The sequence below is a fragment of the Segetibacter sp. 3557_3 genome (genome assembly GCF_004354985.1).
Lineage (GTDB): Bacteria > Bacteroidota > Bacteroidia > Chitinophagales > Chitinophagaceae > Segetibacter.
The window spans coordinates 123,350-148,919 of record NZ_SMSK01000013.1 but is presented as its reverse complement, the minus strand read 5'-3'; the positions used below and the strand labels follow the sequence as shown (position 1 = coordinate 148,919).

Genomic DNA, 25,570 nt, shown 5'->3' with positions numbered 1-25,570 from the left:
ATGTTAAAAGTGGATGTTTGATCCTCAGTTGAGCTTGGCCGCGTAAGTATTATAATAATCGTCGATTCCCATCCTTGCTTCGTTCAAATACTGGATGTCTGCCTCTTTTACTCTTTTGTACCATTCATTTAGAATCTCTTTGGTGTTCGTGCGTGGCGCAGAACGCGATGTTTGTTGATTGCCTGCATTTGGTTGAAGATTTTCGAGTTCAGCATACAATAGCGTTGCATACTCTTTGGAAAGGCGTTTTCCGTAAATGGTTTTTGAGTCCACCTCGGTAAAAGCTTTCTGGAATATGGCTTTATAACTCCTGATCTTATCTACAGAAAGGTAGCTTGAAAGTGCACCTTTTAATGTTCCGGACGTGTACAAAGGCGCACTGCTCGCGTTTGCTTCCTTTTGTAAAAGATCGAGGTATTGTTGCACATAAGCACCTCCTTTCTGGCCGTAAAAATTGGTGAGAAACTGTTTTACCGTCAACGGCACGTTAATGTCTTTGTTCCACATCAGTTTGCTAAGGAGGTGGCATTTTAGTTCAGAAAATTCGCCGACGATGTCGCCAGTTCCCTGAATAAACATATAATCGGTATTACCTGAGGCAAAATACCTCATGTTGGGCTGTAAACTATTCAGGTTTGGAAAAGGCAATGTGGTATGTTCAAATTGGACCACGTAGTCCCATACGAGCAAGTGATTTGAGATACGGGACCATTTTTTAAAACTCTGCTGAAGGCCGGGACTTTGGGTTGTTATGGATTTGCGACGGTCGGTAATGGAAGACGCCGTTAACATGATCATGACATTTTTTTCCGGCACCAGGGTTTTAGGCGGTTTCTCAGAATAGCCGTAAGCCAGGGAAGTGATAATTTGATTGGGAAAGTTTTTGGCGACCGCATTAACAAAAGAAAGCAATGCCCCTTGCGGGCTTTCCTGTTGGGTGTTGATCCGGTTACAAGCGGCACAGTGACAATATTCCTGGTTATCGTTTTGGCTAACGCTCCAGAACTTTACCCCAGGCTTAGCATCGATAAGTTTTTTAAGGTTTTGAACAACAATTTTGATGACAGCCGGATTGCTGGGATCAAGCTGAGCCGGATTGCGTTTTCCATTGACGAGGGCAAAGTATTCAGGATGGCTTGCGAAGTACTCCTTCTCCGGTAGCAGGGTTGCGAAAGAGTGCACCCAAAGGCCCCAGTCCTCATAAAAGTAGCTCACCTTTCTCCAGTCGGCATATTCGTTGTTCCGGATGTCGGGAAAGAACATCATACGGTAAGCAAACGATGGCACCTGCCGCACATTGATCGGTGTAGGTATAGAAATGGTATTTTTTCGTGGAATATCAATGAGTTTAGCGCTGTAAGCCTGGCAGCCGACAAAATCTTCAAGAAACGTATAAACTGCATAGAGAACACCCTTACGATTGCCGCCGGTAAGGATAAGGCTATTGTTTTCTGATTTGATCAAAACGGCATCAAGCTCAATTCCTTTCGTATCGGCAGCAGACAGCTTGGTGGTTCTCCCGATGATAATCTGTTTAACAGTCGATGGCTTTTCCTGAGTGACGATCGGGAGCCGGCATTGGGCTACTTTGAACAGGTTAGTTTGAAGCACATCTGCGGCATGCTTTTCCATGTTGGTAGCATCAGGCCGTATCACAATTGAATAATCGCTTTTGCTGTTGGCAGTTATTACCAGGGGCCGTTGGGCTTGGCCAACGACAAACAGCAGCAGTATGGGGAAGAAGAATAAGTTTTTGATAATCGTTGATTTAGTTAAAAGAAAAATCGCGCGCAACTTCATACGGTTTGGGTCCGGGTTACATGGGTACCGCACCAAAGCGGGACAAAACCGGACCGTAAGCGGGCTCCAATTTGTTGTTACAATTCATGTAACACAATTGATCATGCGTATAACATTGCACCTGACGAAAATGCAATATCTATACCGAAGCCTTTAACGAGTTAGTGTATTTTTTCTGCAGGGCGGGGAACGGGTCGTTGTTTTTGACCGAAATACTTACGGGCGAACAGCAGCGGGAAATACTTGAGCAGATTCAGCCTGAACTTAATTTTTTGTGCCAGGCTAAATGGAGATGTTGAGCCGGCCTGGGAGACATTGTAGGAATGCCGGCGATAGAGGTTTAATTTTTCGGGTATAAACCTGGTGGTAAAAAACATTTCACCAATAATGCCAAGCCAGATATCGTGCATGGGGATATCGTCGGGAAAGGGTAATGCAATAGATAGCACCTTTCGGTGAAAGGCCATGTTGCAACCCATATAATTGTTCTTGTAAAAATTTCTGAGCAATCCCTTCCTAACCCCCTTTTGCCTGAAAAAGCTTGCGTGCAATACTTCAAGCTCGGCGTTTACAATGATCGCGTCAGAAACAATGATATCAGACTTCTGCAGGTAGCGCAAAAAGGTCTGTAACTTGTCATCAAGCCAAACATCATCCTGGTCACTCAAAAAAATATATTCGCCCTGTGCAACTTTTAGCGCCTTTTCGAAGTTCTTAATAACTCCGAGACGGTTGCTATTCTGGATAAATACAATTCTGTCATCTTGAACGCACCGAATGATCTCGGCGGTATTGTCAATTGAAGCATCATCTGTTATTACCAATTCATCGTCGGGCTGGAGTTGCTTCAGAATGGACTCAATTTGCTCTTTAATATACTTCTCACCATTATATGTTGCAAGACACACAGAAACTAGCATAGGTTATAAAGCGTAATTATACATATTAATGATTTTAACTACCTCCGGGATTTTTTCAAAGATGCTTTAATTAAGTAATTAAATCGTCATTGTGCCAACAAATAAAACGGTGTTTTTCCCGTCGATATTGCTTCCGGCCGGCGAAATTAGTTGATAACCCTTCAAAAGTCAACTAACGAAAGTCACATACCTCCTATCGGTTGCGGTCTATCGCTTACGAAAGGCTTTGATTTAGAACTACTTGCATAGTTAATCGTTGAAAATACCGCCAAAATCGCAAGCATACCGGTTGAACTAATCAAAAGTGGGTTAGTTCCGGCAATAAACAGGTAGGCAGTGAAACTTATTAACGAATAAAAAACTTCTTTGTTCCTGCGCAAGAGTTGCAAAAGGCTGAAGACCGGATAAAAAGTAAAAAGTATGAAGACCAGGCCCAAAGGGATGCCAAACATTCGTATAAGGTCAATATAAGTAAGTTCAGACTGTGGAACATAATTACTAAACCCACGGGAATAGAAAACACTTCCAAGGCCCTGGCCCCAAATGAGGTACTCAGGATTATTGTTAAAGAGCTGTACATAAGCATCCAGGTGCTCGGTTTTTGCCTGCTGGGATACGTCGGCCTTGGCAAATGTTGCTCTAGAAATAAACAAGGAAACCAGGTACACCATAACCATGGAAGCAAGCAATAAAGGAAACTTGTTCCTTTTTTTTGCCAGGCCGAGAAACACGATAATGATGAGGATCAAAAAAGCTGAAAGGATATTCGCCCTGGTTCCTGACAAGATCATCGTTATAAGGAAAGTTACAACCAGGAAAGTATTAAGAACCGGCTTCTCCCCTTTCATTAACTTATGGGTATAGTACCCCATGGGAAAAACGAGCAACGGTGAGGTTTTGAAGAAAAACATTGATAGCTCAAACCCGTAAAAGTTCCTTAACGAAAACGCGGCAGCGCCGTTCTCTTCAGCAAAGAACAAAAATACCTGGTGGATAAATGCTCCCGATCCGTACAGGAAAACAAAGAAGACACCCACAGTCATAATGGGCAATACTATCGATGCCCTGATAAGTATGGTGTCTATCCTCAACCCATAGTCATCTATGAGGAAAAGCAAAACAAGTACAACCAGCGATTTCAGGAAGCCAAATGCGAATCCCTGGTCGGCAAAGTTATTCTGGACCAAAGCAACAAATATCCCGGTAACGGAAATGAGAAAATAAACCAGGATCAGTATTAACGAGTCCTTTTTGGTTTTTATCTTGTTGGTTACGATCTTTTCCAGTAACCAAAGGCCAAAAATTAACGCGAAAAGGGGAAGTTTGAGGCGAAATATCCGGTCTGCCGGATCCATTAAGAGTACAAACACCAGCGGGTACAAGAGAGCGTTTATGCCGAACTTAAAATATTCTCTCAATCAGGTACTTTTTGAAAAAGATACTCAAAAACTGGGTATTTCTATACTGCAGGCTTAATTTGAGTGATCTTAACAGGATCGTTAGAAAAAGAAACGAATAATCCTTGAAGCACAACACGCTGTTATACGAACCGTGAACATAGTAGGTAAACCGGCTCACCGCCGAAAACAGGTCTCCTTTTACAATATCCGAAAGCGTGTGGGTACAACGGATATCCAGCACAACCATTTCCTGGAACCTTTTTTTGAACCTGTTTAGAAAGTCGAAATCACTAAAGTAAAGCTGAATGTCGGGATTGTAACCGCCAATTGAATGGTAAGCATCCAGGTTGATCAGCATCCCGCTGTTTAAAGCCGACCGGTTTTTTAAACGATATTTTCCAGGCTCCACATTTTTCCAGATCACTCCCCTCCTGAAATAGTATTTAGACGGGGAAAAGATCCCTTTAGGAGTATGCAGGATTGGACAAAGTAAATTGATGTTGGCGTTTGAGTTCAAACCCTCCATGTATTTGAGGAGGGTGTCTGCGGGAAAACTCGTGTCCTGGTCGAGTAAGAGAATAAATTTTTTGTTCCGCTTACGTCCTTCATTTGCAGCGAAGTTGTAAGCCGCGCTTACTCCAGGGTTACTCGTGTCGTGGTAATAAGTACAATTCAGATTACTGAATAAATCCGCCGACACCGCCTGCGGAGCATTGCTGTTATCATAAATGATCATGTCCAGCTTTACCCCTGCATATGCAGCAGCGTCGTTTAAGGTCAGGAGGGTTAGTGTCTCCTGCACTTTTATATTATAAGTGACAACGACACCAATAAGATTTTGTACTTCAAACATTATTTTCCTATTAAAAGAATATTGGATGATAATTCTGGTATCGAACTTAAGTGTATATCTGTTACCAGAACTCAACCCTTTACGACTACTGATTCCGATGGAACACAGCTACTTATAAAATAATGTATAGGTTATTGGTGTTTACCCTTTTGCAAATCGTGGTAACCATTAAACACGATTTCGGCCAAAATTACGGCTATGACTCTTTAAAAAAAAATGTACTTTTTAGTTTCTGCAGCGAATAGAAAAGCCTGGCAGCAAATTTTCCGGCCCAACCGTAATTTTTTTGAACTACAGACGACATTTCCCGATCATTTTGTACTGCGCTTATTCCGCCGGGCATTGCATAGCCCTTAAATGCTTCGTCGAATCGGAAAGTGGCGCCCATCTTATCTAACCTCTGGTTAAAGTCGAAGTCAGCATATATCGGAAAGGAAAGATCAAAAGGCGGCTCAATATGCAGCCTCCGGGGAACAAGAAGTCCCTGGTGATGCAATGTATTCCCAAGTTTTAGCTTGAAATTGTACACAGACTTAAACAGGAGGTCCCCTTTGTAAACCTGGCCAAATACCACCTCATCATATCTCGTAGAAAGGTAAGCAGGTAGCGAGAGCACCTTATCGCCCGCCCCCAGGAACAAGACGTAACTTTCATGGGTCGCAAGCTCCCAACCTTTATTCATGGCGTCGTAAACACCGCTGTCGCGGCCGGTGACCCATTTGGTAATAACTTCAGGGTAACGCTTAATTACTTCAAGAGTTCCGTCGGTAGATCCACCATCAACAACAATAACATCGAGGGGGGTATAATTGAGTTCCCGTACATTTTGAATGGTTTCCTCAAGAGCAGCCGCAGCATTAAACACAGCAGTAATAATGGTAATACGGGCGCCCTGGTTAACCATAGTCATCTGGCTATCGTCTTGTATAATGCGAAAGTTTCAGCACTCGTCTTTTCCCATGAGAAGGATTCCAGCCGCTTATAGCCCTCTCCGCTTTTGAGCGTTCGAAGTCCGGCATCGTCCAGATAGGCAGTTACCTGCGTAGCTATTGAATGTGCATCTTCAGGGTTGCAATACAAAACGGCATCACCAGCTACTTCGGGCAAAGATCCACGGTTACTCAGCACAATCGGGCAGCCGCAGGAGAAAGCTTCAAGAACAGGGATCCCAAATCCTTCGTAGAGGCTGGGAAAAATGAAGCAAACCGCGTTTTTATACAAGCTAACAAGGGTGTTATCGTTTACCACCGGAACATGTACAACCTGGCTGGTAAGTTCGAGCTTTCGAAGCTTTTCCAACTCATGCGGTGAAAACCTGCCACCGCCTGCGCAAACAATTTTCAACTCCTTGTTCTTTACTAGCAATTCACGGGTAGCATCAAGAAAAAAATCAAAGTTTTTATATGTTCCCCGATTGCCTACAAAAAGCAGGTAGTCGCCTTTAATAAGTGCAGGTATGTCGTTATTGCGGTCGACGCGAAGGGAGTTCCCGAGATATATCACTTCAATTTTCGCCGGGTCAGTTCCAAATACCTCTACAATGTCCTTTTTAGTACATTCCGAAATTGCAATAACTTTTGATGCGTGTTCGAGCATGATTTTCTTACGACCGAACATCAGTTTATCGTCAGCGAGTTGCGAGTATCGGTTACCAAAACGTTCATGTATAAGGTCGAGAAAAGTAACGACAAAGGGAGTCCCCTTCAGATGGGGAAGGAAATAGGGATCGTAATAGGTTGGGTGGAAGATGTCTACTTTGGTAGTTTTTAGCTTCGCAATCGTATAAAGCCGGTTGATCACCATCATCACGCGAGTCTTGTGGTAGGAGTCCCAGCGCTTTAGAAAGTGACGATAAGGTACATTCCTGAGTTCTTCGAGATATGCATTATTTGAAAACAGTATGGAAAGTTCAGCCTTGATCTCCGGGTGAGACGGTCCAAATTTAAGTAGCTCAGTGTATATGCGTGAAATACCACCATAATCCTGCAAACTAAAAGTTTGATGATCATATAAAACCTTCATATGTTCCTTTCCTTTAGTTTTTATTACCTGGGTTCCATTGAGACCCGGACGATTCCAAAAACCTGCGTTCTTCTTCTATCAGTAAGTCCAATACATCCATAAAGTCGAGATCATAATCCCAGTTCAGAACTGCTTTTGATTCGGTATTATCGCCATAGATATCCTCGATATCCACAGGGCGAAATAACTTCTCGTCGATCAGGAGCTGGGTTTTAATATCAAGGTTCAGCCTTGAGAAAATGTGCTCAACAATGTTGTGCAAGAGTATGCTTTTTCCTGAACAAATGATAAGGTCGCGTGGCTTTTCCTGCTGGATGATGAGCCACATCGCCTCTACAAATTTCGGGGAGTACCCAAAGTCCCGTTTTACATTAAGGTTGCCTACCTGCAACTTCCAGCCGGGATTATTCCGGTTCAAAATGCTTTCCCGGATTACTTTCTTTACGAAAAAGTTGCCTTCGCGAAGGAATGATTCATGATTAAAGAGTATTCCGTTACATGCAAAAATGCCGTATGCTTCGCGGTAGTTTACTACGATCCAATGCGCCGATGCTTTGGAAATGGCATAGGGACTTAGCGGATGCATCTGGGTTTGTAAGGTAACAGGGAGGTTCGCCACCTTACCAAACATTTCGCTGCTGGAAGCCTGGTAGAAGCGGGTGGAGGGATTCATCAACCTGATGCCTTCCAGTATATTCAGAACGGATATAATGTTGAAGTGTAAGGTGCCGATTGGCTGAGCAAAAGACTGCCCGACTGAACTTTGGGCAGCAAGGTTGTAAAATTCGTCAGGCTTATACTCACGGATCAATTTAATAACGCTGGAGAGGTCCATTAGATCGTATTCAACGATCTGTACTGCATTAGCGATATTCAGGTATTGAAACCTGAAGTTGCTGATCTTGCTGATATTACGCGTAACACCAATGACTTTATACCCTTTTTCAAGAAGCAGTTTTGCAAGGTATGCTCCATCCTGCCCCGTGATACCCGTAATTATTGCTGTCTTCATACTTTGTTGCAGAAATTTAATGTCAGACAGCATTCGTTGAACATATATAGCGGTGTATTGCTGATGTTAGCGGCGGCAATTTCCGGAAAAAACTTTCCCGGTGCAAGCAACCGATGAATTAATCCTGCTTTTGCAGGTTTTTTAAAACCTGCTGATAATCTTTCATTAACAACGACTTCTTTCGATTAGAAATCCAGTTGTACACCTTCGCAGCTTTGTATTTCGTCATCAGCCTGAAGGTAAGCGGCGAAAACTTCTTTTTTGTAAGTAAATGAAGATTAAACCCGTTGGTATAAAAATTCAATTGATAAAGGCTTGCTAAGTAGGTTAAACTCTTAACCGAATAAAACGCGATGTGCTGACCGGTTTCCGGCATAAAGTACCACCAATCTTTATTCCCACTGACCCCGGCCGGCGCCAATTCGGTAGAAAAGAAAACAGAGTCGGTCATTGTGAGCATTTTTTCCAATTCCAGTTTTGGATCCACCAGGTGCTCAAAAACTTCGAATGCTGTAGCCAACTGAAATTTGCTGCCATCTTGGGTATCAGCGATATCAAAATGTTTGGCAAACAGGTTTTCACAATGGATATCGTATCGATAATAGTCAAAACCCTGGTCACGCATCAGGCGTGTAAAAACGCCATATCCTCCGCCATAGTCTAGAAATTTACCGGACGGATCAAATCCTTTGTTGATCAGCGCTGATGTAATCGGGATCAACACAAGGTTTCGCGATAAAAGACCGAGGTCAAGCGAAGTAATTGCAGAAGCATAGGCTTCTTCGAGCCAATGCGGCTCTTCGGTTTGAATAAATTCGCAACGCCCACACTTGTAATACCGGGTGTCGTATTTATTTAAGATCCTGGCAGAAAACAAAACTGTCGAAACACCGTTGCAAATTTTACAATTCATACTCTTCTACCTTTTCATTGACGCGTTATGCCGCCCGGATAAAAAGCCATCTGGCAGCGGGATGGCTATTTGGGCACCACCTTATTTTTAATGGAACTTTTAATTTTTTGTTTCACCTTAACCCATGTGCTTTCAACCAGCACAACCTGTGCATGGGAGTTCGTATAGGTAAGTTCATTAACCCGCCTTAATGGAACTACGTTAGCCGGATGTTTGAGTTTGTTATAATCGATGTCGATAGTGGGCATGTTGATTGCGAAACTGCCCTGGGTTCCTGTATGTGTGCCTTGTTCGCCCCGGTTAGCAATCAGGTTATACTTTGGAATCACCGACAAACCGTGGTTGAAAATGCAAGTGTACCACCATTGAATGTCCCAGGTATCAAAGCCATTGGTGATCATATCAAACATAGTGTGGTAATATCGGGCAATTGCCTGGTAGGGGAACAGGTAGTCGAGCTGACCTGCTTCGCGATGTTTTTCCCAGCCTTTCATTGCAGGATCATACAACTCCCATGCACGTCGCCAGGTAGCCCATCCCCAAATCGGGTAATAATTAGAAAAAAAGTAGGAGTCTTCTGTTATAGCCATGACTTCTTCAGACAGGTAGTTGGTACCACATACCATCATTACCCGTTTATCTTCCCGATAATACGACAGCATTTGTTCGCAAAAACCGAAGAAAGTAGGATTGGGAACACAATCATCCTCGAGTATGATACCTTCTGGTACGTGTTGGAAAAACCAGCTGATACCCTCGCTTACTGCCTTTTTACAGCCAAGATTTTTTTCCCTGAATAGGGTTTTAACTTCACATGGCCACGTAACCCGGGTAGCGATACTCCTGGCCTCGTTGCAGAGTTCTGCTTCTCCCACTACACCTTCCCTGGCACCATCCGCTGCGACAAACAATTGTTTAGGTCGGATTCTTTCAATTGCGTCAAAAACCTCCTGTGTATTTCGGGGACGGTTGAAGATGATGAGTAGAACAGCTGTATTAAGATGGTCGCTGGAGGGCATTAAGTTAACACGGTAAGTTTGTGCAAAAGAAAGATAAAATCTTTATTGGGCAACGGTGTTTACGTTTCGCTGCTGTATGGCATTGTGGTAAGCGCCTGGATCACGAAATAGTGGCAATAATCGAAGATAGATAATAGGATCTGTGCTCTAACGGCCCGGGCTTGTAGAAAACATTCTCCTGAGTAAAAGGATAAATATCGCCAACGAAGCACCTACAATTCCGAATAGCATCATTCCCTTAAACCTACCCATCTTTTGCTTATCAAGCGGCAGTGTTGGCAGGTCTATAAACTGGATCAACGGGGTTTCGCGGCGTAGGGTAATTTTTGAGAACTCCAGTTGCTTGAGCAGTTCTCCGTAAACCTGGCTGTTCACCTGTACATCTACCTGCTTACGCTGCACATTTGCCCGCACCACCTGCCTTACCGGGTTTACATTTAAGTCGTTCGACACCGCTACAGATACGATGTTGCCCGTAAGTAAACTTCGGATGGAATCGGTTTGCCGCTGAAGTATCGCTACATTTTGCCGTGACTTTTGCACCTTGTAATCGATGTAGTACTGGATTGCATTGTCAGCAAGCTGTTCAACAAACATTTTCGCAAACAACTCGTCGTAGTCTGTCATTGCAATGGAAATCAGGTTTAAGTTTTTATCCACCTTTCCAATAACAAGGCTACCCTCAATGATACCGCGGCTGAAGTTTTTAAGCAAGCTGTCTCTCAACCGATTACCCGGTTTTTGATCGCTAGTAAACCGGAACCCTTTTAGCCCTGGTCGTTTATCCCAGCCTTCGTCCAGTTTGTTTATGCGGATGTAATAATTCACCAGGAGTTCCGGCTTTCCATCAACGGTTACCTGGCTCAATAGCGTTTTTTGAACAAGGAGTTTGCTGCGCAACAGTTCCATGAGGTTTTCGCCCTCGAAAACTGTTCCTCCACCCGACGACAGGTCAACGCCAAATTGCGCCGCCAGCCCGGCGTAGCCGCTCAACCTCGATGCACTGGTGTTTTCTGAAGCAAAAGTTAATTCAGCCGTATAAAGTGGCTTCTGATACCAGGCATACAGAATACCGCAAACACCAAATACAGCCCCGACAACCAGGATGATAAGCCACTTCGATAGCAGGTACCTAAACCAGCCATTGAGGATGTTTTTAAAATCGTGCATCGTTACCTGTTCTCCCGACTCACTCATGTGTACTCCTGGTTGTTTGGTGATGAGATGCTTTGATGTGTTGTTGGAATTATTTGCCTGCCCGAGCCTAACGTGTAAGGGTTATGATCAGGGTGAGGATTGTTGCCAAACCGGAAGTCAGGCCGATTAACTCACCTGTACTGAGGCCTCCTTTTCGTTCAGGTTTTAGCGGAACGAGTATTTCTGACCCAGGCTTTACTTCAGGATAATTTTTAAAAAACAAAAATTTGCGTGTTTTTGCTGCATAGCCATTTGCGTACAGCACGTAGGTTCGTTTTCGCACAGCATTTTCGGCGAAGCCTCCGGCCTTGTCAATATAATAACGAACGTCGGCACCGGGCCTAAAAACAACCTGGGTTGGGAAAAGAACTTCTCCGTTAATCTTTACTTCGAAAGTGTGCCGACCTACATTTAGTACATCACCTTCCTGAAGCATCATATCCTCTCCCTGGTGTGGGGCCTTTAATATCTTATCGAGGTCGAGCCCAATTTTTACCAGAGGTTTGGTTACCTGTTTGACCAGGCTATCGGTGGTATCCCTTGACATTTCCTGCACTTTCTTCACCCGATCGATGTTGGCATCCTTCTCGCGCTCACTTACATTTATCCGGCTAAGATAAGCCCCCTGTAAATTAGCCTGCGGTGTAAGGCCACCTGCCCGGCTAATGATATCACTAATTCTGTCGTCTTTGGTCTGGAGCACGTAGATACCGGGATACTGCACCTCGCCATCCAGCCGTACGGTAACCTGAGGTTTATACCCCAGCTTGGTTCGGACAATTACAATATCCCATGGTGCAATTTTCACCTCGTTACCCCTCACCCGTAAGTCGCGTTCTGAAGCTACCTCTATAATTTGCGACACCCGCTGATCGTTCGCAGTAATGGTATCGGAGTTCAGGCGGCGGGCAATCTCAATCTGCTGGGGTGCCGCGGCGTCGGTTAGTCCGCCCGCTTCAAACAGCAGATCTTTTAGGGTTGCGCTGTCTACGTACCGGTAAACACCCGGTTTTCTCACTTCTCCCTGTATGGTTACGGTATAATTTTCCTTAAAGTCAAATACGGAAGCAATGGTGACCACATCCTCCTTACGAAGCGGAAGGTCATTTTCGCGTCCGGCTAGTACCTCGTTTACTTGAACGGGGATATATTCTACTGTCATATCCTCGCGGCTGCGCAAAATAATGATACGGTCTTTAAGTGCATCTTCACGCAAACCTTCAGCCCTGCGAATAAGACCACCTATGGTGAGCCCCGGTGTAAGTTCATAAGCGCCGGGGCGCATAATGGCCCCCCTGATTGTAACACGGTTGACGAACTTGTCGAGGATCTTGTCGACATAAACAATATCACCCCTGCCAGGATTAAAGGTGGCAAACTCGTTTTTGCTTACGTCGCGAAGTTGGCGTTCCTTGTCAGTTACCTGCTCAACATGAATTCCGGCGGTATAAGCTTCATTGCCAAAGCCCCCGGTAAAACGAAAAAGGTCATTGAGATTTTCGGTTGGAAGAATCTCATAGATGCCCGGACGTTTTACTTCGCCCCTTACCTCAACAAGGGCCTCTGAAACCGGTATTAATATTACATCCTGGTCCATCAAACCCGAATTGTGTGAAAGGTCGCCACGGAGCAAGAAGTCGTACGCATCAAGGGTGTCGATCACTTTTCCACTTCTCACCAGTTGAATGGTCCTGAAAGATCCACGATCCGTTATACCACCAGCAGCATAAAGCGCATTGAACATGTTCGAAAGCCCCGATACGGTATAACTACCCGGACGTTTGGCCTCTCCAACAACAGTAACCCGTATGCTCTTGATCTTTCCAACATTGATTACCAGCTTCGACTGCCCGCTCCTCAGGCTGGCGTAACCATTCCTGCTCATCCGGTCCTTAATGCGAACGGTTGCTTGTTCAATAGTAGATCCTGAGACGGTGATTACCCCAACATAGGGAATTACAATCGTGCCTTCCGGACTTACCGTGAGGCGATAATTTACCTCCTGGTAGCCGTAAACATCTATCAGCACCTCGTCGTCGGGCCCGAGTGTATAGTTTCTTGGCGATGCTATCCGGAGGTTGGGCTCAAAAGAAAGGTTATTATTTCTAAACAATTCACTTCCAAAAATCAGGCTCTTAACTGTGTCCTGGTCTTCCTCACGACGCTCCCGGATCGGCAAAACGGTATCGACTCCCCTTTTTATGGGTGGTGCGGTAACCTTTCCGGGACCCAGGTTTTCAAGTTTGGTAATTCGGGCCTTGAGCTTTAACAGCTCCGAAGATGGAAGCCCTTTTTGTATGGCGAGTTGTTCGGCCTGGGTTTCAGAAATCCCGGAAGCCCTGAACTGATCCCTGTAACGCAACACCTCCTCATCTGTTAAAGCATCTACATTAACCCTGCTCAGATCTTTGAGCTTAAACATGTCCTGGGCTTGGGCGATTTGGAAGAGACATAAAAAAACAACACACAGGAATCCAATTCTCGCAAAAACTTTCATTAAGGGTTATTTATTGGAGCGCAAAACTAAAGTATATGAAATTAAGAGAGAAATTGAAATAATATGCTCCTGTCGCGTGTTAAGATGATAGGACCAGCAGGAATTAACGATTCAACATCGTTGCCACATCCGCCATGCTATCCATTCGGACGGGCAGGGCTTTACGGCTGCTTTCCATTCCATATAAAAAGGAATAGCCCACATCATCTGTGGGCAAAGCGTACCGATTTGAACTGGAAGGAACACGGCCGTTAAAAATTACGCGGAGTAATCCCGCGCCCGGTTGCCGGTTATAAGGTTGATGTACAACGCACCGTCTAGCGGTCGATCACGATGAATTGTTTGATTTTTCTAACCGGCTTCATCATTAGCGTATACCATTTTGGTGAAAGACCGTTGATTTTCCAGGCGAGGTAGTCTTCTTTGTGCGCCGTCAACCTGTTTTGGAAGGAACGGTTGCTCTGCCCTCCTGATCGCATGCGTACAAGCACACCTGGCAGGTACTTCACTTTAGCCTTATTTACAAAAAGCAACCTTAACAACAATTCATAATCTGCTGAACTTTTCAGTTCGAGGTTGAAGTGGCCATATTTTGAATAGAGCTTCTTTTTCACAAATACCGTTGGGTGAGGAGGCATCCACCCTTGCAAAAACTGGCTTGGTACATACTTTCCGGCGATCCATCTCCTGAGCACCTTGTCCGTATCTACGGGATCAACATATACCAGGTCCCCATATACAACATCGCATATTTCCGACTGGAAGGTTTTAACCACATTTTCTATCACCTCATCGTTGGCCAGGAAGTCGTCGGAATTGATTATGCCGATAACGTCGCCGGTAGCGATGGCAATACCTTTATTCATGGCATCGTAAATACCCTTGTCGCGTTCAGAAACTACAGGTCCCTGGTGTAGTTCCTTAACAATGTTCAACGTATTGTCGGTAGATGCACCATCAATAATAATGTGCTCGATGTTTTTATAAGTCTGGCTATTTACCGATCGGATGGTGTCGCCAATAGTTGCCTGGCTGTTGTACGTTGCGGTAATGATGGATATCTTCATTAGCTTCGGAGTGCTGGCTCTAGTAATTAAAAGGCTTAATATATAAAAGAATAGCGACCAATGTGCCAAGTGAGATGAGCAGCGCAAGCCACGCAACACAGCTTGTAGCAGGCTTAACAGGGGCTGGTATAACAGCGGGTGTTATTATCCTTTCCGGTACGGCCTGCTTAGTATCGTTCTTTATATTTAAGGCAATTGCTGCTGCAAAAGTACCGGTGTGAGAAACCGAAACCTGAAAATCTTTGAAAACCGGTTTGCCCAGGGGTGAGTGTTCAATAACAATCGTGTTGAGTTCACGGTTCTTAAACCTGTTGTCACATTTTACAATTGCTTCCTTTAATGCGAATAAGCCTGCAAACGATGCATAAGGATTGCTTTGCAGAATGCAATAGGAGATTTCGGAGGGCGCAAAATTCATGGTGTAAAACGGGCTTTCCCTGAAATCGTCTACAACCGGCATAGAGTCAATTTCTTCAATGTCGATGCCTGATGAAACACCTTGATCAACCGTTTCAACGCCCAAGGATTGGCTTGTAGCAGTACCATTCACAACCTGGCCATTATTGAGCTTTACCAGCCCCCCAAATGTTTTGATGTTCCAGTAATTATCTACTTTAAACCCGTTTTCGGCAAGCTTTGCATACATCCGATGCAGAACTATAGAGCTGGAAACCCGCAAACGATCGATGGCGGTATCTGCAGTTATCTGTTCTCCCGGAACATTAATATAAGTTGATACCAGTTCTTTAAGTTTCTCCTCCATAGCTAAAATCCTTTAAGACAACTTTGACAGACATATGCCTCTTTGCCGGCGCTGGTAACACATTTTGCAAATCCAATTCCGCTAAGGTCTTCAGCAAGTGTTTTATAGCACCTGAAACAAGCAATCCCGGAAGTGTCAATGGCACCATTTTCTAACCCGTAAGACTCCAGCCGCTCTTTTAACTCACGCAGGAAGATCGCTCCCAGCTTGCCTTCTGTTACACGATGGTCAAACGTTATACTAAGGTTGCACCTGCCCAGCTTTTCGTCGACAGCAGAAACGCCGAGGATCGCACTGTTATTCATGTTCACCAGGGGCTGAAAGGCTGTAACGCCTTCTGATGACAAGTCTGTTACCGTAAAGGTGATATCGCTCAGATCTTCAATCGCGAGCTGATCCTGCAGGTAGCGCTCAGACAGCTGCATGATCTCCTCCTCTATCCGGTTGATCGTTTTTTGGTTCGTATCCTCAACTTTCAACACCTTCAGGCCCTTGCCTGCATCAATCGCAAAACCCGTGTTAACCCTGTCGTACAGGCCTATCTGGTCATTGTTTAGAAAAGCATTTAACAGTGGATGCTTCTTTAGCAACCGGGCACTTTCGTACAGTATTATTGGAAGGAGAGAATTCTTCAGGTACTTAAGGGAGTTATTGATATTCGAAAAGATACCCGCGGTTTCAACGGTGATGTGCAGCGTACTGGTTAAGCCGGAAGATTGAACCGCGGAAAGAAATTCGATCTCCCGTTTTTTGGTGGAAGACAATTTCTGCATTGTCACATTTGCAGGTACGGAGCCCTGGCCGGCCATCTTTTTAGTTGCCGGTGGTTGCACGGGCATAGCGGTAACCGGTGAAGCCAGGCCAAACTTCGTTTCAACATCTGTTGAACTCACAAAGTCGTAGTCGGCAAACACTCCTTTGTCAAAACCATGCTGCTTTATAAGGTCGAGCGCCTTGTTCGAAAACATGGTGTCACCATTCCAGCTAACCGTTTGGTAGCTTGCCTGGTCAACATGAACCTTAGTTCCGTTGAGTTTCGATTTTACTGCAACTTCGATTTCGGCAAGGTCGCTGTAGATATTTGCCACAACCCTGTTCACTTCGTAGTCTTCACCAGCTTTACATTGGTAGTCGATATAGCCATCGGCTTCAGCAATAACTTCATAAGTGGTTTTGGACGTTTCAAAAACCAGCACCAGGCTTCCTTTCGAAACAGCTTCGCCGGTTTTAAAAAGCACCTCAACCACCGTTAAGGTGGTATCGTTAACCGACAACAGCGGCACTTTTATTTGTTGCAGTAAAGCCATTAGAGAAAACTTTCTTTTAGTTCTTTTATTATCCTGTTTTTTTCCGGTAACACTATTTGCTCCAGGCTCTTCACCGATGGTATTGGCACCGGCATCGCCGATATGCGCTTAGTTTTAAAACCTCCATCACCTATCCTTTCTGAAACTGCTGCAATAAGTTCGCTTCCGATTCCGCCATAGCCGCTTCCTTCTTCTATCATTACCAAACGCCTGGTTTTTTGAACAGATGCTACAACAAAATCAATTGGCAGATCCGAAATGAGTGAGGGTACAATAAGTTCTGGTTTTTGATCAGTTTCAAGAAAGATTTGCTCCAGCATAGGGGCAAGCATATCTGCCATACCACCGTAGGCAACGATGGTTAGAGCTGGCTCAGAAACAGCGGGTCGTATACGTACAACAGGGTACTGTTCCGTGCTTCGTTCGTAAACAAAATGTTTGGAGGGGTTTGCAAGGATTTTCTTGCCGTAGTCAACTTTATTTTCGATCAGGATTACGGGATGCTGCTCCTTGTATATGGATTCGTAAATAACGGTGGGGTCAAACAACGTGTTTATCGCAACGGTTTTTACATTGTCGATACCTATAAGAAATTTGTCGAGCGTTTGCGAATGGGTTGGCCCGTAACCCCGGTGCCCGCCCATTGCCGTGCGCACCACAACCGGACAGTTTACCTTTTTATTGAACATGTGGTGAAACTTTGACGCATGGTTGACGATCTGGTCAAATGCAAGCGTCATAAAATCACCAAACATAATCTCGGCAAACGGCTTGAAGCCGTTCAACGCAAGCCCGTTAGAGATGCCCATGATTGCTGCTTCCGATATTGGAGTCGAAAATACCTGGCCGGGCTTGATAAATGAAAGGTCTTTGGCAACCTTAAACGCTCCCCCATAGGGAGACAGGATGTCTTCACCAATGAATATCAGCTTGTCGTCGGTAGCAATGCGCTCACGAAAAAAGGTGTTTATTAGTTCAACCTGTCGCTTGTTAACCGAACTCAGGGGTAACCAGGTTTGATCAGTGTTGCCGGTTGCGGGCTGGTAATAATCCGCTATGGGTTGTTCGGACTCCAACAGTATATCAGCTACCAATGCATCAACTTCCGCCGAAATACCATCGTGGTACATTTTAAAATAGGAACTCCCGTCTTTACTAAACTGGTTAATAAAGTCACGCTCGCTATGTTCTTCTACTTCTTCGCGGGTGCGGTCGTCATCTCCCTTGGAGTGCGCATTTAAACGGTAAGTTTCAACAAGAAAAAACCCGGGCTTCGATCCGGAACGCACATAGTTGATTGCTTCCTGTGCCTCATCCATCAACTGATCGGGCGACCAGGTATTACCTTTCCAGCTTCGAATGCCAAAGGCTTCGGCACGGGCCTGAATGTCGCCGGCAAGGTTTACTGACTGGGGCGTAGACTGTGCGTAAAAGTTGTTTTCACAAACGATTAAAAGCGGGATGTTCCACTTGGAGATGATGTTCATCGTTTCGTAGAGAGCACCTTCACCTAGTGTGCCGTCTCCTATATATACTACCCCAATGGCTCCGTTTTCTTTAAGCTTATTGCCCAATGCATAACCGGCAGCCACGGGAACAATACCTCCCTGGATGCCATTAGAAAAAAAGTTGTTGTGACACAGGTGCTGGCTACTGCCTATACCGCCGGAGGTGCCCGATGCTTTGCCCATGAGTTCGGCAAGCAAACCCCTGACGTCGGCCGTGAAAGCAATATAATGGCCGTGGCAACGATGATTTGAAAAAACAAAATCCCTCTTTTTCAACTGCCCTGCAAAAGCGAGCGCCGAAAACTCCTGCCCGACACAGGTATGAACGGTTCCGTTGAGCTTACCTTCAGAAAATAGTTGCAAAAACTTCTCCTCTACTATTCGTATCCGGAGCGCGTCTTTGATATGCTTGTGATTGATCTTTAAAGGGACCGTCTTCATGTTTAGCCTAAAATGATTCTTATACGTGCGCAACCAGTTAAATAACCGTTGCCTGTTCTTAATCCTGGTATTTGTTGGTTGACCCTACTGCCTGTCAACAAAAAACCAGGTGGCACTCCTTCCTGTTGTTAAGTACCTCCTTGCTGTTATTTATAATTCCACATTCGCTGGTATACCAAAACCGGCTGCTTAGCATTACTGCCGTACAAGTGAGTGACACAACAAAAGCCTCATCGTGATCCCACTGCCGGTCTCCAAAAAAAATGCCTTTAAACAAAACCCGTTCAAACACACTCACCCCTGTTTTGCTAGTAAATCATTCGCGTAATTACGGGGATCGCTGGGTTGCCTTTATAAATGATGTACGAGTCGAGATTGTGTTCCGCAACCGAACCTATACCCAGTATACTCTGCGACTTACACGTAACCCCACCCGAAACCGTTGCTTTTGCACCTATCCAAACCCCATCTTCCAAAACAATACGGTTAGAGATATAGTCGAAGGTTTCTTTTGAATGATCATGGCTGCCCGTAAGCAATAAAGCACCTTGCGAAATCGTTACGCTATTACCAATTGTTATTTCAGATAAGTTGTCGATCCATACCTTTTCACCAATCCAGCAATGTTCGCCGATCTCGAGTTTCCAGGGGTACTTGATGTTTACCGCCGGTTTGATAACCGTACCGGCACCAACACGTGCACCAAAGAACCTGAGCAACGTTACCTTGAAGGAAGAAAATATAAAAAGGTTGCTTTTGAAAAAAACGACATTAATAATGTACCAGGCCATCTGTTTAAGGCGCGACGCTCCGATCTCTATACTAACCGTATAAAGGGCGTTGTTAACCTTTTTCAAGTGATTCATGAAAAGAGTTCTAAGTAATCTGTTTTTAATGAAGGCTTTGATATAAACTTTCGCGCATAGTTCCATGCCGAATGGGACCATTCATCGAATGCTGCCTGGTCCCAGGCACAAACCTCTTCTATCACAGCTGTGAATTTTTCAGGAGCATTTAGGGGTAAGTCCCACCCGGCTTTGTCGTCCGGAAGGTTCAACCAGGGCGTCTGATCACTAATTAACACAGGGCGCCCCACTAGTAGTGCTTCGAATATTGAATGGCCAAAGTTTTCGCCTGTTGTGGGTAAGGCGAAAATATGATGTGTATTTACGATATCGGCGAGCAAAGCGTTTTCGATACTGCCTTTATATTTTACCTGGATGTTTGCAGGTAACTGACTGATAAGCTGAAGGCAGGAGTTCCAGTAGTTCTGGTCCTCGATTGGTCCGACAATGCTCAATTCAACCTTGCACTTTACCCTGGAAAGTGCATCCAGTAAATAATAAATGTTTTTGATCGGTACAATCCGGGCGATGAATATACACTTCACCGATCCACTTTCCTTTGATATTGGAACCCATTCTTTTTGAAGGGTCTTTGGCAGGTTGTCCGCTGTTAAAACCCTGGCACCAGGAAAGTATTTTAAAATTGCCGTTTTCTCACGATCATTTGTCGCGTGGAAAGTTACTTTTTTACTGATTTGCAACAGCTTAAAAACCAATAAAAATGGTTTCTTCTTGTACAGCTTCACCGATAATGCACTGTCGTAAAGCGCACCACGGGGACAAACAATTACCTTACCCTTAATTACGCCGACATACTTCAGCCATAATGGATAAACCACGAACATCGGGCTCCACATGTGATTGAGGTAAACAAAGTCGGCATTTACCGCCAGCATCTCCCGCTTTATCTGGCCTGCAGACAAGGTCGCTTTACGGGCGTAATAAACGCTGATCTGCGAATCGAAGTCGTTTGTCCATTTGTTCGGCACTATACCGGGGTACGGCAGGGTTTCCCCATGATCGGTATCGGCAGTAAGTACAAAAACCTCGAAATCATTTTTTAAAGCAATAGCAAGGTTAACGGATGATTGGATAGGTCCGCCGGCCTTGTAACCCGGCGCAAACCAATCAACTAAAATTAAGAGTTTGGGCTTTTTGTTCAAGTTTAAAGTAGTTGGGAAAAGTCCTGTGAAGTAAAAAGATGAGGAACGAAGCTTTTACCAAATGACCTAAAATCGTTTGCAGCTCACAGTCCGGTCTGATGGGATAAACAAATATGATTGCGGCAAACATAACGAGTGCCGGAAAAATCCTTGAATACTTACCCACCAGCTTGATAACATAGTTAAACATAAGGCCGTAAAAAAACATGAAGATCCACCCACCAAATATGCCGAAGTTGGCATAACCATCGCCAACAGAACTCAGTGCCATCGACGTTCCCTCACTTATTCGTATCCCGGAATACTTGGTAAAAATCTCCTGGTCGCCGGCTTCCAGTTTATTGGGCGCCAAAAACCGGGGTAACAGGGCGGCCTCAAAATATTTGTACAGCGACTGCCCGTTTGCATAAGGTTCATTGTTCGGAACATTATCCATTACCGATGCAACGATCCATCCCTGGTTAATTCGTACAACCTGGGCAGAAATACTTTCCGCAGTAAATATCCCACCTGTACTTTCCTGGGTTTTACGGCTCGCCTCGGTAATTGCTCCAAGATCGCCCGCTGCACCTTCTTCCCATACAATCTGGCGATAACTGGTTTTGATGGTCTGCAGAAATATGGCCAGCGCAGCAAATACCAGGAATGCGCCAATCTTTACCGGGAAGGTGAATTTATAACGCATACAGATAAAGGTGCCGGCAAGAATAATCCAGGTCAGCAAGTCGTGAAACAGGGCCTGCGCAAACGACGACGCTACGGATAAACCAAAGATCACCGACAACCACGCTATCTTAAACTTATAATCGCCAAAAAACAGCAGGAATAAGCCGATAAACTTAAACATCTGTATCAGGTAAAAAATAAACCCCAGTCCTCCTGCCACACTGCCGCCTGCAAACGAGGCCGCAAAACCAACGGCAATCAAGGCAAATGGCATCTTTTTATTCCTGTTGACCAGTTCCGTAATCGCTTCGGCGTCGAACAGTTCGCCACGTTTGTTGCCCCTCAGGTACAAGCCAAGTAAAAAAAGTATGATGGATGGCAATACATAAAAGAAGTATTCCTCCTGCGGTATCTTCATCCGGTAAATAGAGGTATCATCCTCAAGGCCGTTGTACACCAGCGAGGGACCAACCAACATTTGCAAACACATCATCACCCCAAATAAACTGCGGTAAGGAATACAGTCGCCCAGTTGAAGAATAAGAAAGCCGAGTTGTTGAAAAAATACAAACAGGGCTACTAACCCCAATAATGTATAGAGCGGGAAAGAAAACTTAATAATCAGGATAATTGTTAGCGCAAATACCAATGACTTTTTTACAAAATGCTGCTCCATATATCTTACCCGGTTAATGGTTGTTAAACCATCCTGAACACCGGCTTACTTTATAGACGTGAAAGGAAAGGAAAAAGTTTCGCCGCTGAAAAACTCGTACGGTTGATCAGCGGTTTAGCCGGTTAATAGTTAGTTACCTGTTGCTTTTTCTTTGAATGATTTTTCAAAAAATCGGGTTTACCGGAGGTGTAAACATTACGGTTGGCCTCGAAAAAAGTACGGCTTTCATCTATGCTCTTCTTAAGCAGCCGCAGTTCCGAAACAAGGTTGCCGACACCGGAAGTGATAGCGCGCTTGTTCAGGAATGAGGATCGTGATAGTTGCAATAAGTCCGACAACGACAGCGCACCGGGTTGATCTTTATGTATGCGGTGCCGTAATGCGATTGCCCGCATACATTTGGTCCGGGTGTTCCAGTATCCTGCTGTTCGAAGTTCACAACCGCCACCCACTTTTTCATCATGAAAGATCTCGATTGATGGCACCAACCAAAGCTTTAAACCGTTGGTTCTCATTCGCAAAAAGAATTCCTGGTCCTCCGAAGTTTTTGCAAATTCAAACAGCAACTCATCAAATCCACCGGATTGCTGGTAATACGAGCGCTCAAAGAATATACAGGCACTTATTGTTTCGGTGATCCCGAAAATGCCGGTTCCGGAGGAATGTTCTTCGGTAAACTTCTCCTTTCCTGATTGCAGGGCAAGACTTTTACCGGAATGTGCATAAACCAACGGAACAAAGCACTTTATATCCTGGTGAGTCTTAAAAATGTTTAAGCCCTCTGCACAGAACTTTGGCTCCGGCACTAAGTCGTCATCAACAAAAAGAATGTGTGGTGCTGTTGAGTGGGCGAAGCCATTGTTTCTTGCAACCGAGGCATTTGGCACCGGTTGTTTTACCCAAATAAGCTGCTGAAGTTTTTGCAACAGTGATCCCGCAAAATAACCGGGCTCATTTTGGTCAACAACAATAACTTCTAACGAAACGCCTTGCTGTGCTTCCAAATGGTCCAACAGCCTTTCAAGGCTATCGGTTCTTTTAAAGGTGGGTATTATAACTGCTAAATCAGGTGTCATTGCTATTAAGTTGCGGCAAGTGCGACCTACCCGCGTAGGGGAGAATGCACGAATACCATACACGGTACAAACTTATGCCGGAATACTGTTTTTATTTTGAACCAGGCAAAGGTAGTACTATGTAGCAGCCGTTGCGTCGCACTCTTGTACCACGCTATCTTTAAGGAACATTAGTTAACAGCGCTTTAAGACGGAACTGTACCAAAAAATGTTTTTCGAATTATAACGTTTACCGGTATCCAAAAATTATAAACGCGTAATGCCGATTTCCCGGTCCTTATTGGTATGCCTGCAGGTCGAAACTGAGCTGCTGTAATACCGATAAAGGTGCCGGGTTAGTTTGGCGGGCGCTGGTGTAACTATGCTTTTACGATACGTGCTTCTAGCATGGAAAGGTACAGGTCCTGCATGGCTTGTTCAACCTGTTTTACATTTGCCACGCTGCTGTTTATGCCTTTGGGCACATCAGTCGTGGGCGTTCCGAGCAGGTTGAAGTCAACATATTTAATGCTTTCACCGGAAACCTGGTTGGCTATCTCACTCTTTCTAAACCTGCCTTTTATTTTAACTGAAGTTTCAGGCATTTTAAGCAGCAGGTAAGTTTCAATAAGTGGCCGGTACTTTTTGAGTTGGCTGAAAGCCTTTGCAACAAAAGGCACCTGGTGTCCCGCAGTCTGCGGCTTGTAGTTCAACATGGTATCCAATTGATACCAATCGAGGTAGTAGTCGTAAAGTTCTTTTAAGGTCCATTGTGGGGAGGCGACGAGGGTATAAAGTCCCGGTTTCATTTCTCCGGTAACAGATTTGATAATTGCCTCGGCAAGTGTAGGAATAAAAATGGTATTGGTGAGGTCTGAGGGGTTACCATCGAGGTAGGCTGTGGGTTCAGCGGCAAGTTTTTCCCTGAAGGACTCACTTACCGACTGCAGGAAGCCATGTACCTGGCCGAGGCGGTAGTTAAAAACAGGTACCCCATGTTTTGCACCTACGGCCAGGGCTTTTTGCTCAGCATTTCTTTTTATATAGCCATAAGAGGCCCGGGGCATTGAATATGATCGCAGATGTTTGTCGTCGGACGGCATTCCATAAGCCATAATACTGCTCATATGAAAAAAGGGGATGCCTGCCGGCATATTGCCCATTATGCCTTCGAAGTTCTTTTCGATCAATCCGGGAATCTCGAAGATCTGGCCCGACGGAAAGCTAAAATCGAGTACACCGTCAACATCTTTCAGGTATTCTTTTAGTACGGCACCGTCGTTTATGTCTGCAGAAATCGTAGTGATACCCGCCATTTCAAAAAAAACAGCGCTGTATTTCGATCGGATAAAACAAACGGGTTCATGGTTGGTAAAATGCTTCAGGTAAAATGCAACCGAACTTCCAACCTGGCTGCTCGCAGCAAATATGGCTATGCGCAACTTTTCTTTATTTGATCTTTCCATAAATTTTCTCCATCCATTTGGTAGTAAGTAAGCTTTCCTGTGCCGAGGTGAAATTGGCTTTTTCTTCGTCCAGCGCTTCCAGGAATTTTTTCCAGAAAAAGTAGAAAGAAGCACCTACAGTGGTAGCAATATTGTTTTCGTTTGCCAGGAGGGCCTCAATGTCGAACGAGAGCTGCTTGCCCGAGTTGGCGTATACCCTTAAATCGGAGTCGGCCGAAAAGCGGCACTCAACCCAGGCGTTCTCAAAAGTAAAAACTACCCCATTTTTCAGGTTACGAAGGGTAGAAACGCTTGAAACCACATCCACAGAACCGGTTGGTGTTGTAAGCACGGAGTTAGTTACCGAATCGTAGTCGATACCATTCTTTTGAAGGTAGTCTACGTTCAAAACTTCAACATCAGTGGCGTTGGTTATCTGCAACATCTGGTCGAAAGAGTGTATGGCGCTTTCAATGATTACACCCCCTCCGGCAAGTTTCGCATCGCTCAGGTATCCCCGACCGCCTTTTAAAGAAAAATAGCCCTGGGTAAAGGCTATGCTTTTTAATTTACCAAATACCCCGCTTTGCACAAGCTGACGTAGTTGGTAAACGATCTTGTAACTGCGTCGCTGAAAACCAATTGCCAACTGGTACGGCCTGAACATCGAACTGGTTTGCAAGTGCTCTTGTTCAGATAAGGCAAAAGGCTTTTCAACGTACACCGCCTTACCTGCGGCTGAACAAGCCTGGTAATAATTCTGGCGAACACCATACGGAATGGTAATCAGGCAAATGTCGACGTTTTTGATTCCCTCTTCAGGAGCGCCTCCGAGTGTTTGCACAGCATACATCGACGAAAGCAGCCCCGTACGATTCTGATTGATATCGTATATCCAGGCTACCTCGGCATTGGGTAAGTTCTGTAATACCGGCAGATGGCTTGACTCCACAATATTTCCTGCACCGATGATCCCTACTTTATATTGTTTGCTCATTTAT

General features: G+C 44.8%; 21 protein-coding genes. All 21 read right to left on the bottom strand.

The annotated features are described in order from the left end of the window. Positions 1-24 precede the first annotated feature (24 nt). On the bottom strand, positions 25-1,800 hold the full coding sequence (locus EXU57_RS17805; protein ID WP_133269596.1) for a DUF4838 domain-containing protein: 1,776 nt from the start codon (positions 1,798-1,800) through the stop codon (positions 25-27). Between the two features lie 161 nt (positions 1,801-1,961). Continuing rightward, a complete protein-coding gene (locus EXU57_RS17800) occupies positions 1,962-2,720 on the bottom strand; it encodes a glycosyltransferase family 2 protein (RefSeq protein ID WP_133269595.1) in 759 nt (252 codons plus the stop codon). Positions 2,721-2,902: 182 nt separating this feature from the next. Next, on the bottom strand, positions 2,903-4,138 hold the full coding sequence (locus tag EXU57_RS17795; protein ID WP_133269594.1) for a hypothetical protein: 1,236 nt from the start codon (positions 4,136-4,138) through the stop codon (positions 2,903-2,905). Continuing rightward, positions 4,122-4,973 (bottom strand): glycosyltransferase, encoded by an 852-nt coding sequence (locus EXU57_RS17790; RefSeq protein ID WP_133269593.1) that lies wholly within the window; start codon positions 4,971-4,973, stop codon positions 4,122-4,124. The genes EXU57_RS17795 and EXU57_RS17790 overlap by 17 nt, the downstream gene beginning before the upstream one ends. 196 nt (positions 4,974-5,169) lie before the next feature. Beyond that, positions 5,170-5,883 (bottom strand): glycosyltransferase family 2 protein, encoded by a 714-nt coding sequence (locus EXU57_RS17785; protein WP_133269592.1) that lies wholly within the window; start codon positions 5,881-5,883, stop codon positions 5,170-5,172. Continuing rightward, positions 5,880-6,995 (bottom strand): glycosyltransferase family 4 protein, encoded by a 1,116-nt coding sequence (locus tag EXU57_RS17780; RefSeq protein WP_133269591.1) that lies wholly within the window; start codon positions 6,993-6,995, stop codon positions 5,880-5,882. Before EXU57_RS17780 ends, EXU57_RS17785 begins: the two co-directional genes overlap by 4 nt. Positions 6,996-7,008: 13 nt before the next feature. After that, positions 7,009-8,007: a GDP-mannose 4,6-dehydratase gene (locus tag EXU57_RS17775; protein ID WP_133269590.1), complete on the bottom strand. Its 999-nt coding sequence runs from the start codon at positions 8,005-8,007 to the stop codon at positions 7,009-7,011. 118 nt (positions 8,008-8,125) lie between these two features. Next, positions 8,126-8,920: a class I SAM-dependent methyltransferase gene (locus tag EXU57_RS17770; RefSeq protein ID WP_133269589.1), complete on the bottom strand. Its 795-nt coding sequence runs from the start codon at positions 8,918-8,920 to the stop codon at positions 8,126-8,128. 65 nt (positions 8,921-8,985) lie between these two features. Next, positions 8,986-9,939, bottom strand: a complete 954-nt coding sequence (locus EXU57_RS17765) for a hypothetical protein (RefSeq protein WP_133269588.1) — start codon at positions 9,937-9,939, stop codon at positions 8,986-8,988. A 147-nt stretch (positions 9,940-10,086) separates the two neighbouring features. Next, positions 10,087-11,136, bottom strand: a complete 1,050-nt coding sequence (locus tag EXU57_RS17760) for a lipopolysaccharide biosynthesis protein (protein WP_133269587.1) — start codon at positions 11,134-11,136, stop codon at positions 10,087-10,089. Positions 11,137-11,203: 67 nt separating this feature from the next. Next, positions 11,204-13,558 (bottom strand): SLBB domain-containing protein, encoded by a 2,355-nt coding sequence (locus EXU57_RS17755; RefSeq protein WP_165958194.1) that lies wholly within the window; start codon positions 13,556-13,558, stop codon positions 11,204-11,206. Between the two features lie 392 nt (positions 13,559-13,950). Beyond that, a complete protein-coding gene (locus EXU57_RS17750; RefSeq protein WP_133269585.1) occupies positions 13,951-14,700 on the bottom strand; it encodes a glycosyltransferase family 2 protein in 750 nt (249 codons plus the stop codon). 19 nt (positions 14,701-14,719) lie between these two features. Beyond that, positions 14,720-15,463 carry a holo-ACP synthase gene (locus EXU57_RS17745; RefSeq protein ID WP_133269584.1) on the bottom strand — a complete coding sequence of 248 codons (744 nt, stop codon included), beginning with the start codon at positions 15,461-15,463 and terminating at the stop codon, positions 14,720-14,722. 2 nt (positions 15,464-15,465) lie between these two features. Further along, positions 15,466-16,770: a 2-oxo acid dehydrogenase subunit E2 gene (locus EXU57_RS17740; protein WP_133269583.1), complete on the bottom strand. Its 1,305-nt coding sequence runs from the start codon at positions 16,768-16,770 to the stop codon at positions 15,466-15,468. After that, complete coding sequence (locus tag EXU57_RS17735) at positions 16,770-18,719, bottom strand: dehydrogenase E1 component subunit alpha/beta (RefSeq protein WP_133269582.1); 1,950 nt, start codon at positions 18,717-18,719, stop codon at positions 16,770-16,772. Before EXU57_RS17735 ends, EXU57_RS17740 begins: the two co-directional genes overlap by 1 nt. A gap of 308 nt (positions 18,720-19,027) precedes the next feature. After that, a complete protein-coding gene (locus EXU57_RS17730; protein WP_133269581.1) occupies positions 19,028-19,585 on the bottom strand; it encodes a WcaF family extracellular polysaccharide biosynthesis acetyltransferase in 558 nt (185 codons plus the stop codon). Further along, the gene (locus EXU57_RS17725; RefSeq protein WP_133269580.1) at positions 19,582-20,727 is read right to left on the bottom strand and encodes a glycosyltransferase family 4 protein; all 1,146 of its coding nucleotides are present in this window, start codon (positions 20,725-20,727) and stop codon (positions 19,582-19,584) included. The genes EXU57_RS17730 and EXU57_RS17725 overlap by 4 nt, the downstream gene beginning before the upstream one ends. Next, the gene (locus tag EXU57_RS17720) at positions 20,693-22,069 is read right to left on the bottom strand and encodes a hypothetical protein (RefSeq protein WP_133269579.1); all 1,377 of its coding nucleotides are present in this window, start codon (positions 22,067-22,069) and stop codon (positions 20,693-20,695) included. Before EXU57_RS17720 ends, EXU57_RS17725 begins: the two co-directional genes overlap by 35 nt. Positions 22,070-22,191: 122 nt before the next feature. Beyond that, the gene (locus EXU57_RS17715) at positions 22,192-23,145 is read right to left on the bottom strand and encodes a glycosyltransferase family 2 protein (protein ID WP_133269578.1); all 954 of its coding nucleotides are present in this window, start codon (positions 23,143-23,145) and stop codon (positions 22,192-22,194) included. Positions 23,146-23,504: 359 nt separating this feature from the next. Continuing rightward, positions 23,505-24,590, bottom strand: coding sequence for an NAD-dependent epimerase/dehydratase family protein (locus EXU57_RS17710; protein WP_133269577.1), 1,086 nt, complete (start codon positions 24,588-24,590; stop codon positions 23,505-23,507). After that, on the bottom strand, positions 24,574-25,566 hold the full coding sequence (locus tag EXU57_RS17705) for a Gfo/Idh/MocA family protein (RefSeq protein WP_133269576.1): 993 nt from the start codon (positions 25,564-25,566) through the stop codon (positions 24,574-24,576). Before EXU57_RS17705 ends, EXU57_RS17710 begins: the two co-directional genes overlap by 17 nt. Positions 25,567-25,570 lie beyond the last annotated feature (4 nt).

Bases quoted from the DNA above. Each gene is read 5' to 3' on its own strand.
- EXU57_RS17805 (WP_133269596.1), bottom strand. From the start codon at position 1,800: ATGAAGTTGCGCGCGATTTTTCTTTTAACTAAATCAACGATTATCAAA.
- EXU57_RS17800 (WP_133269595.1), bottom strand. From the start codon at position 2,720: ATGCTAGTTTCTGTGTGTCTTGCAACATATAATGGTGAGAAGTATATT.
- EXU57_RS17790 (WP_133269593.1), bottom strand. From the start codon at position 4,973: ATGTTTGAAGTACAAAATCTTATTGGTGTCGTTGTCACTTATAATATA.
- EXU57_RS17785 (WP_133269592.1), bottom strand. From the start codon at position 5,883: ATGACTATGGTTAACCAGGGCGCCCGTATTACCATTATTACTGCTGTG.
- EXU57_RS17780 (WP_133269591.1), bottom strand. From the start codon at position 6,995: ATGAAGGTTTTATATGATCATCAAACTTTTAGTTTGCAGGATTATGGT.
- EXU57_RS17775 (WP_133269590.1), bottom strand. From the start codon at position 8,007: ATGAAGACAGCAATAATTACGGGTATCACGGGGCAGGATGGAGCATAC.
- EXU57_RS17770 (WP_133269589.1), bottom strand. From the start codon at position 8,920: ATGAATTGTAAAATTTGCAACGGTGTTTCGACAGTTTTGTTTTCTGCC.
- EXU57_RS17765 (WP_133269588.1), bottom strand. From the start codon at position 9,939: ATGCCCTCCAGCGACCATCTTAATACAGCTGTTCTACTCATCATCTTC.
- EXU57_RS17760 (WP_133269587.1), bottom strand. From the start codon at position 11,136: ATGAGTGAGTCGGGAGAACAGGTAACGATGCACGATTTTAAAAACATC.
- EXU57_RS17755 (WP_165958194.1), bottom strand. From the start codon at position 13,558: ATGTTTAAGCTCAAAGATCTGAGCAGGGTTAATGTAGATGCTTTAACA.
- EXU57_RS17750 (WP_133269585.1), bottom strand. From the start codon at position 14,700: ATGAAGATATCCATCATTACCGCAACGTACAACAGCCAGGCAACTATT.
- EXU57_RS17745 (WP_133269584.1), bottom strand. From the start codon at position 15,463: ATGGAGGAGAAACTTAAAGAACTGGTATCAACTTATATTAATGTTCCG.
- EXU57_RS17740 (WP_133269583.1), bottom strand. From the start codon at position 16,770: ATGGCTTTACTGCAACAAATAAAAGTGCCGCTGTTGTCGGTTAACGAT.
- EXU57_RS17735 (WP_133269582.1), bottom strand. From the start codon at position 18,719: ATGAAGACGGTCCCTTTAAAGATCAATCACAAGCATATCAAAGACGCG.
- EXU57_RS17730 (WP_133269581.1), bottom strand. From the start codon at position 19,585: ATGAATCACTTGAAAAAGGTTAACAACGCCCTTTATACGGTTAGTATA.
- EXU57_RS17720 (WP_133269579.1), bottom strand. From the start codon at position 22,069: ATGGAGCAGCATTTTGTAAAAAAGTCATTGGTATTTGCGCTAACAATT.
- EXU57_RS17715 (WP_133269578.1), bottom strand. From the start codon at position 23,145: ATGACACCTGATTTAGCAGTTATAATACCCACCTTTAAAAGAACCGAT.
- EXU57_RS17710 (WP_133269577.1), bottom strand. From the start codon at position 24,590: ATGGAAAGATCAAATAAAGAAAAGTTGCGCATAGCCATATTTGCTGCG.
- EXU57_RS17705 (WP_133269576.1), bottom strand. From the start codon at position 25,566: ATGAGCAAACAATATAAAGTAGGGATCATCGGTGCAGGAAATATTGTG.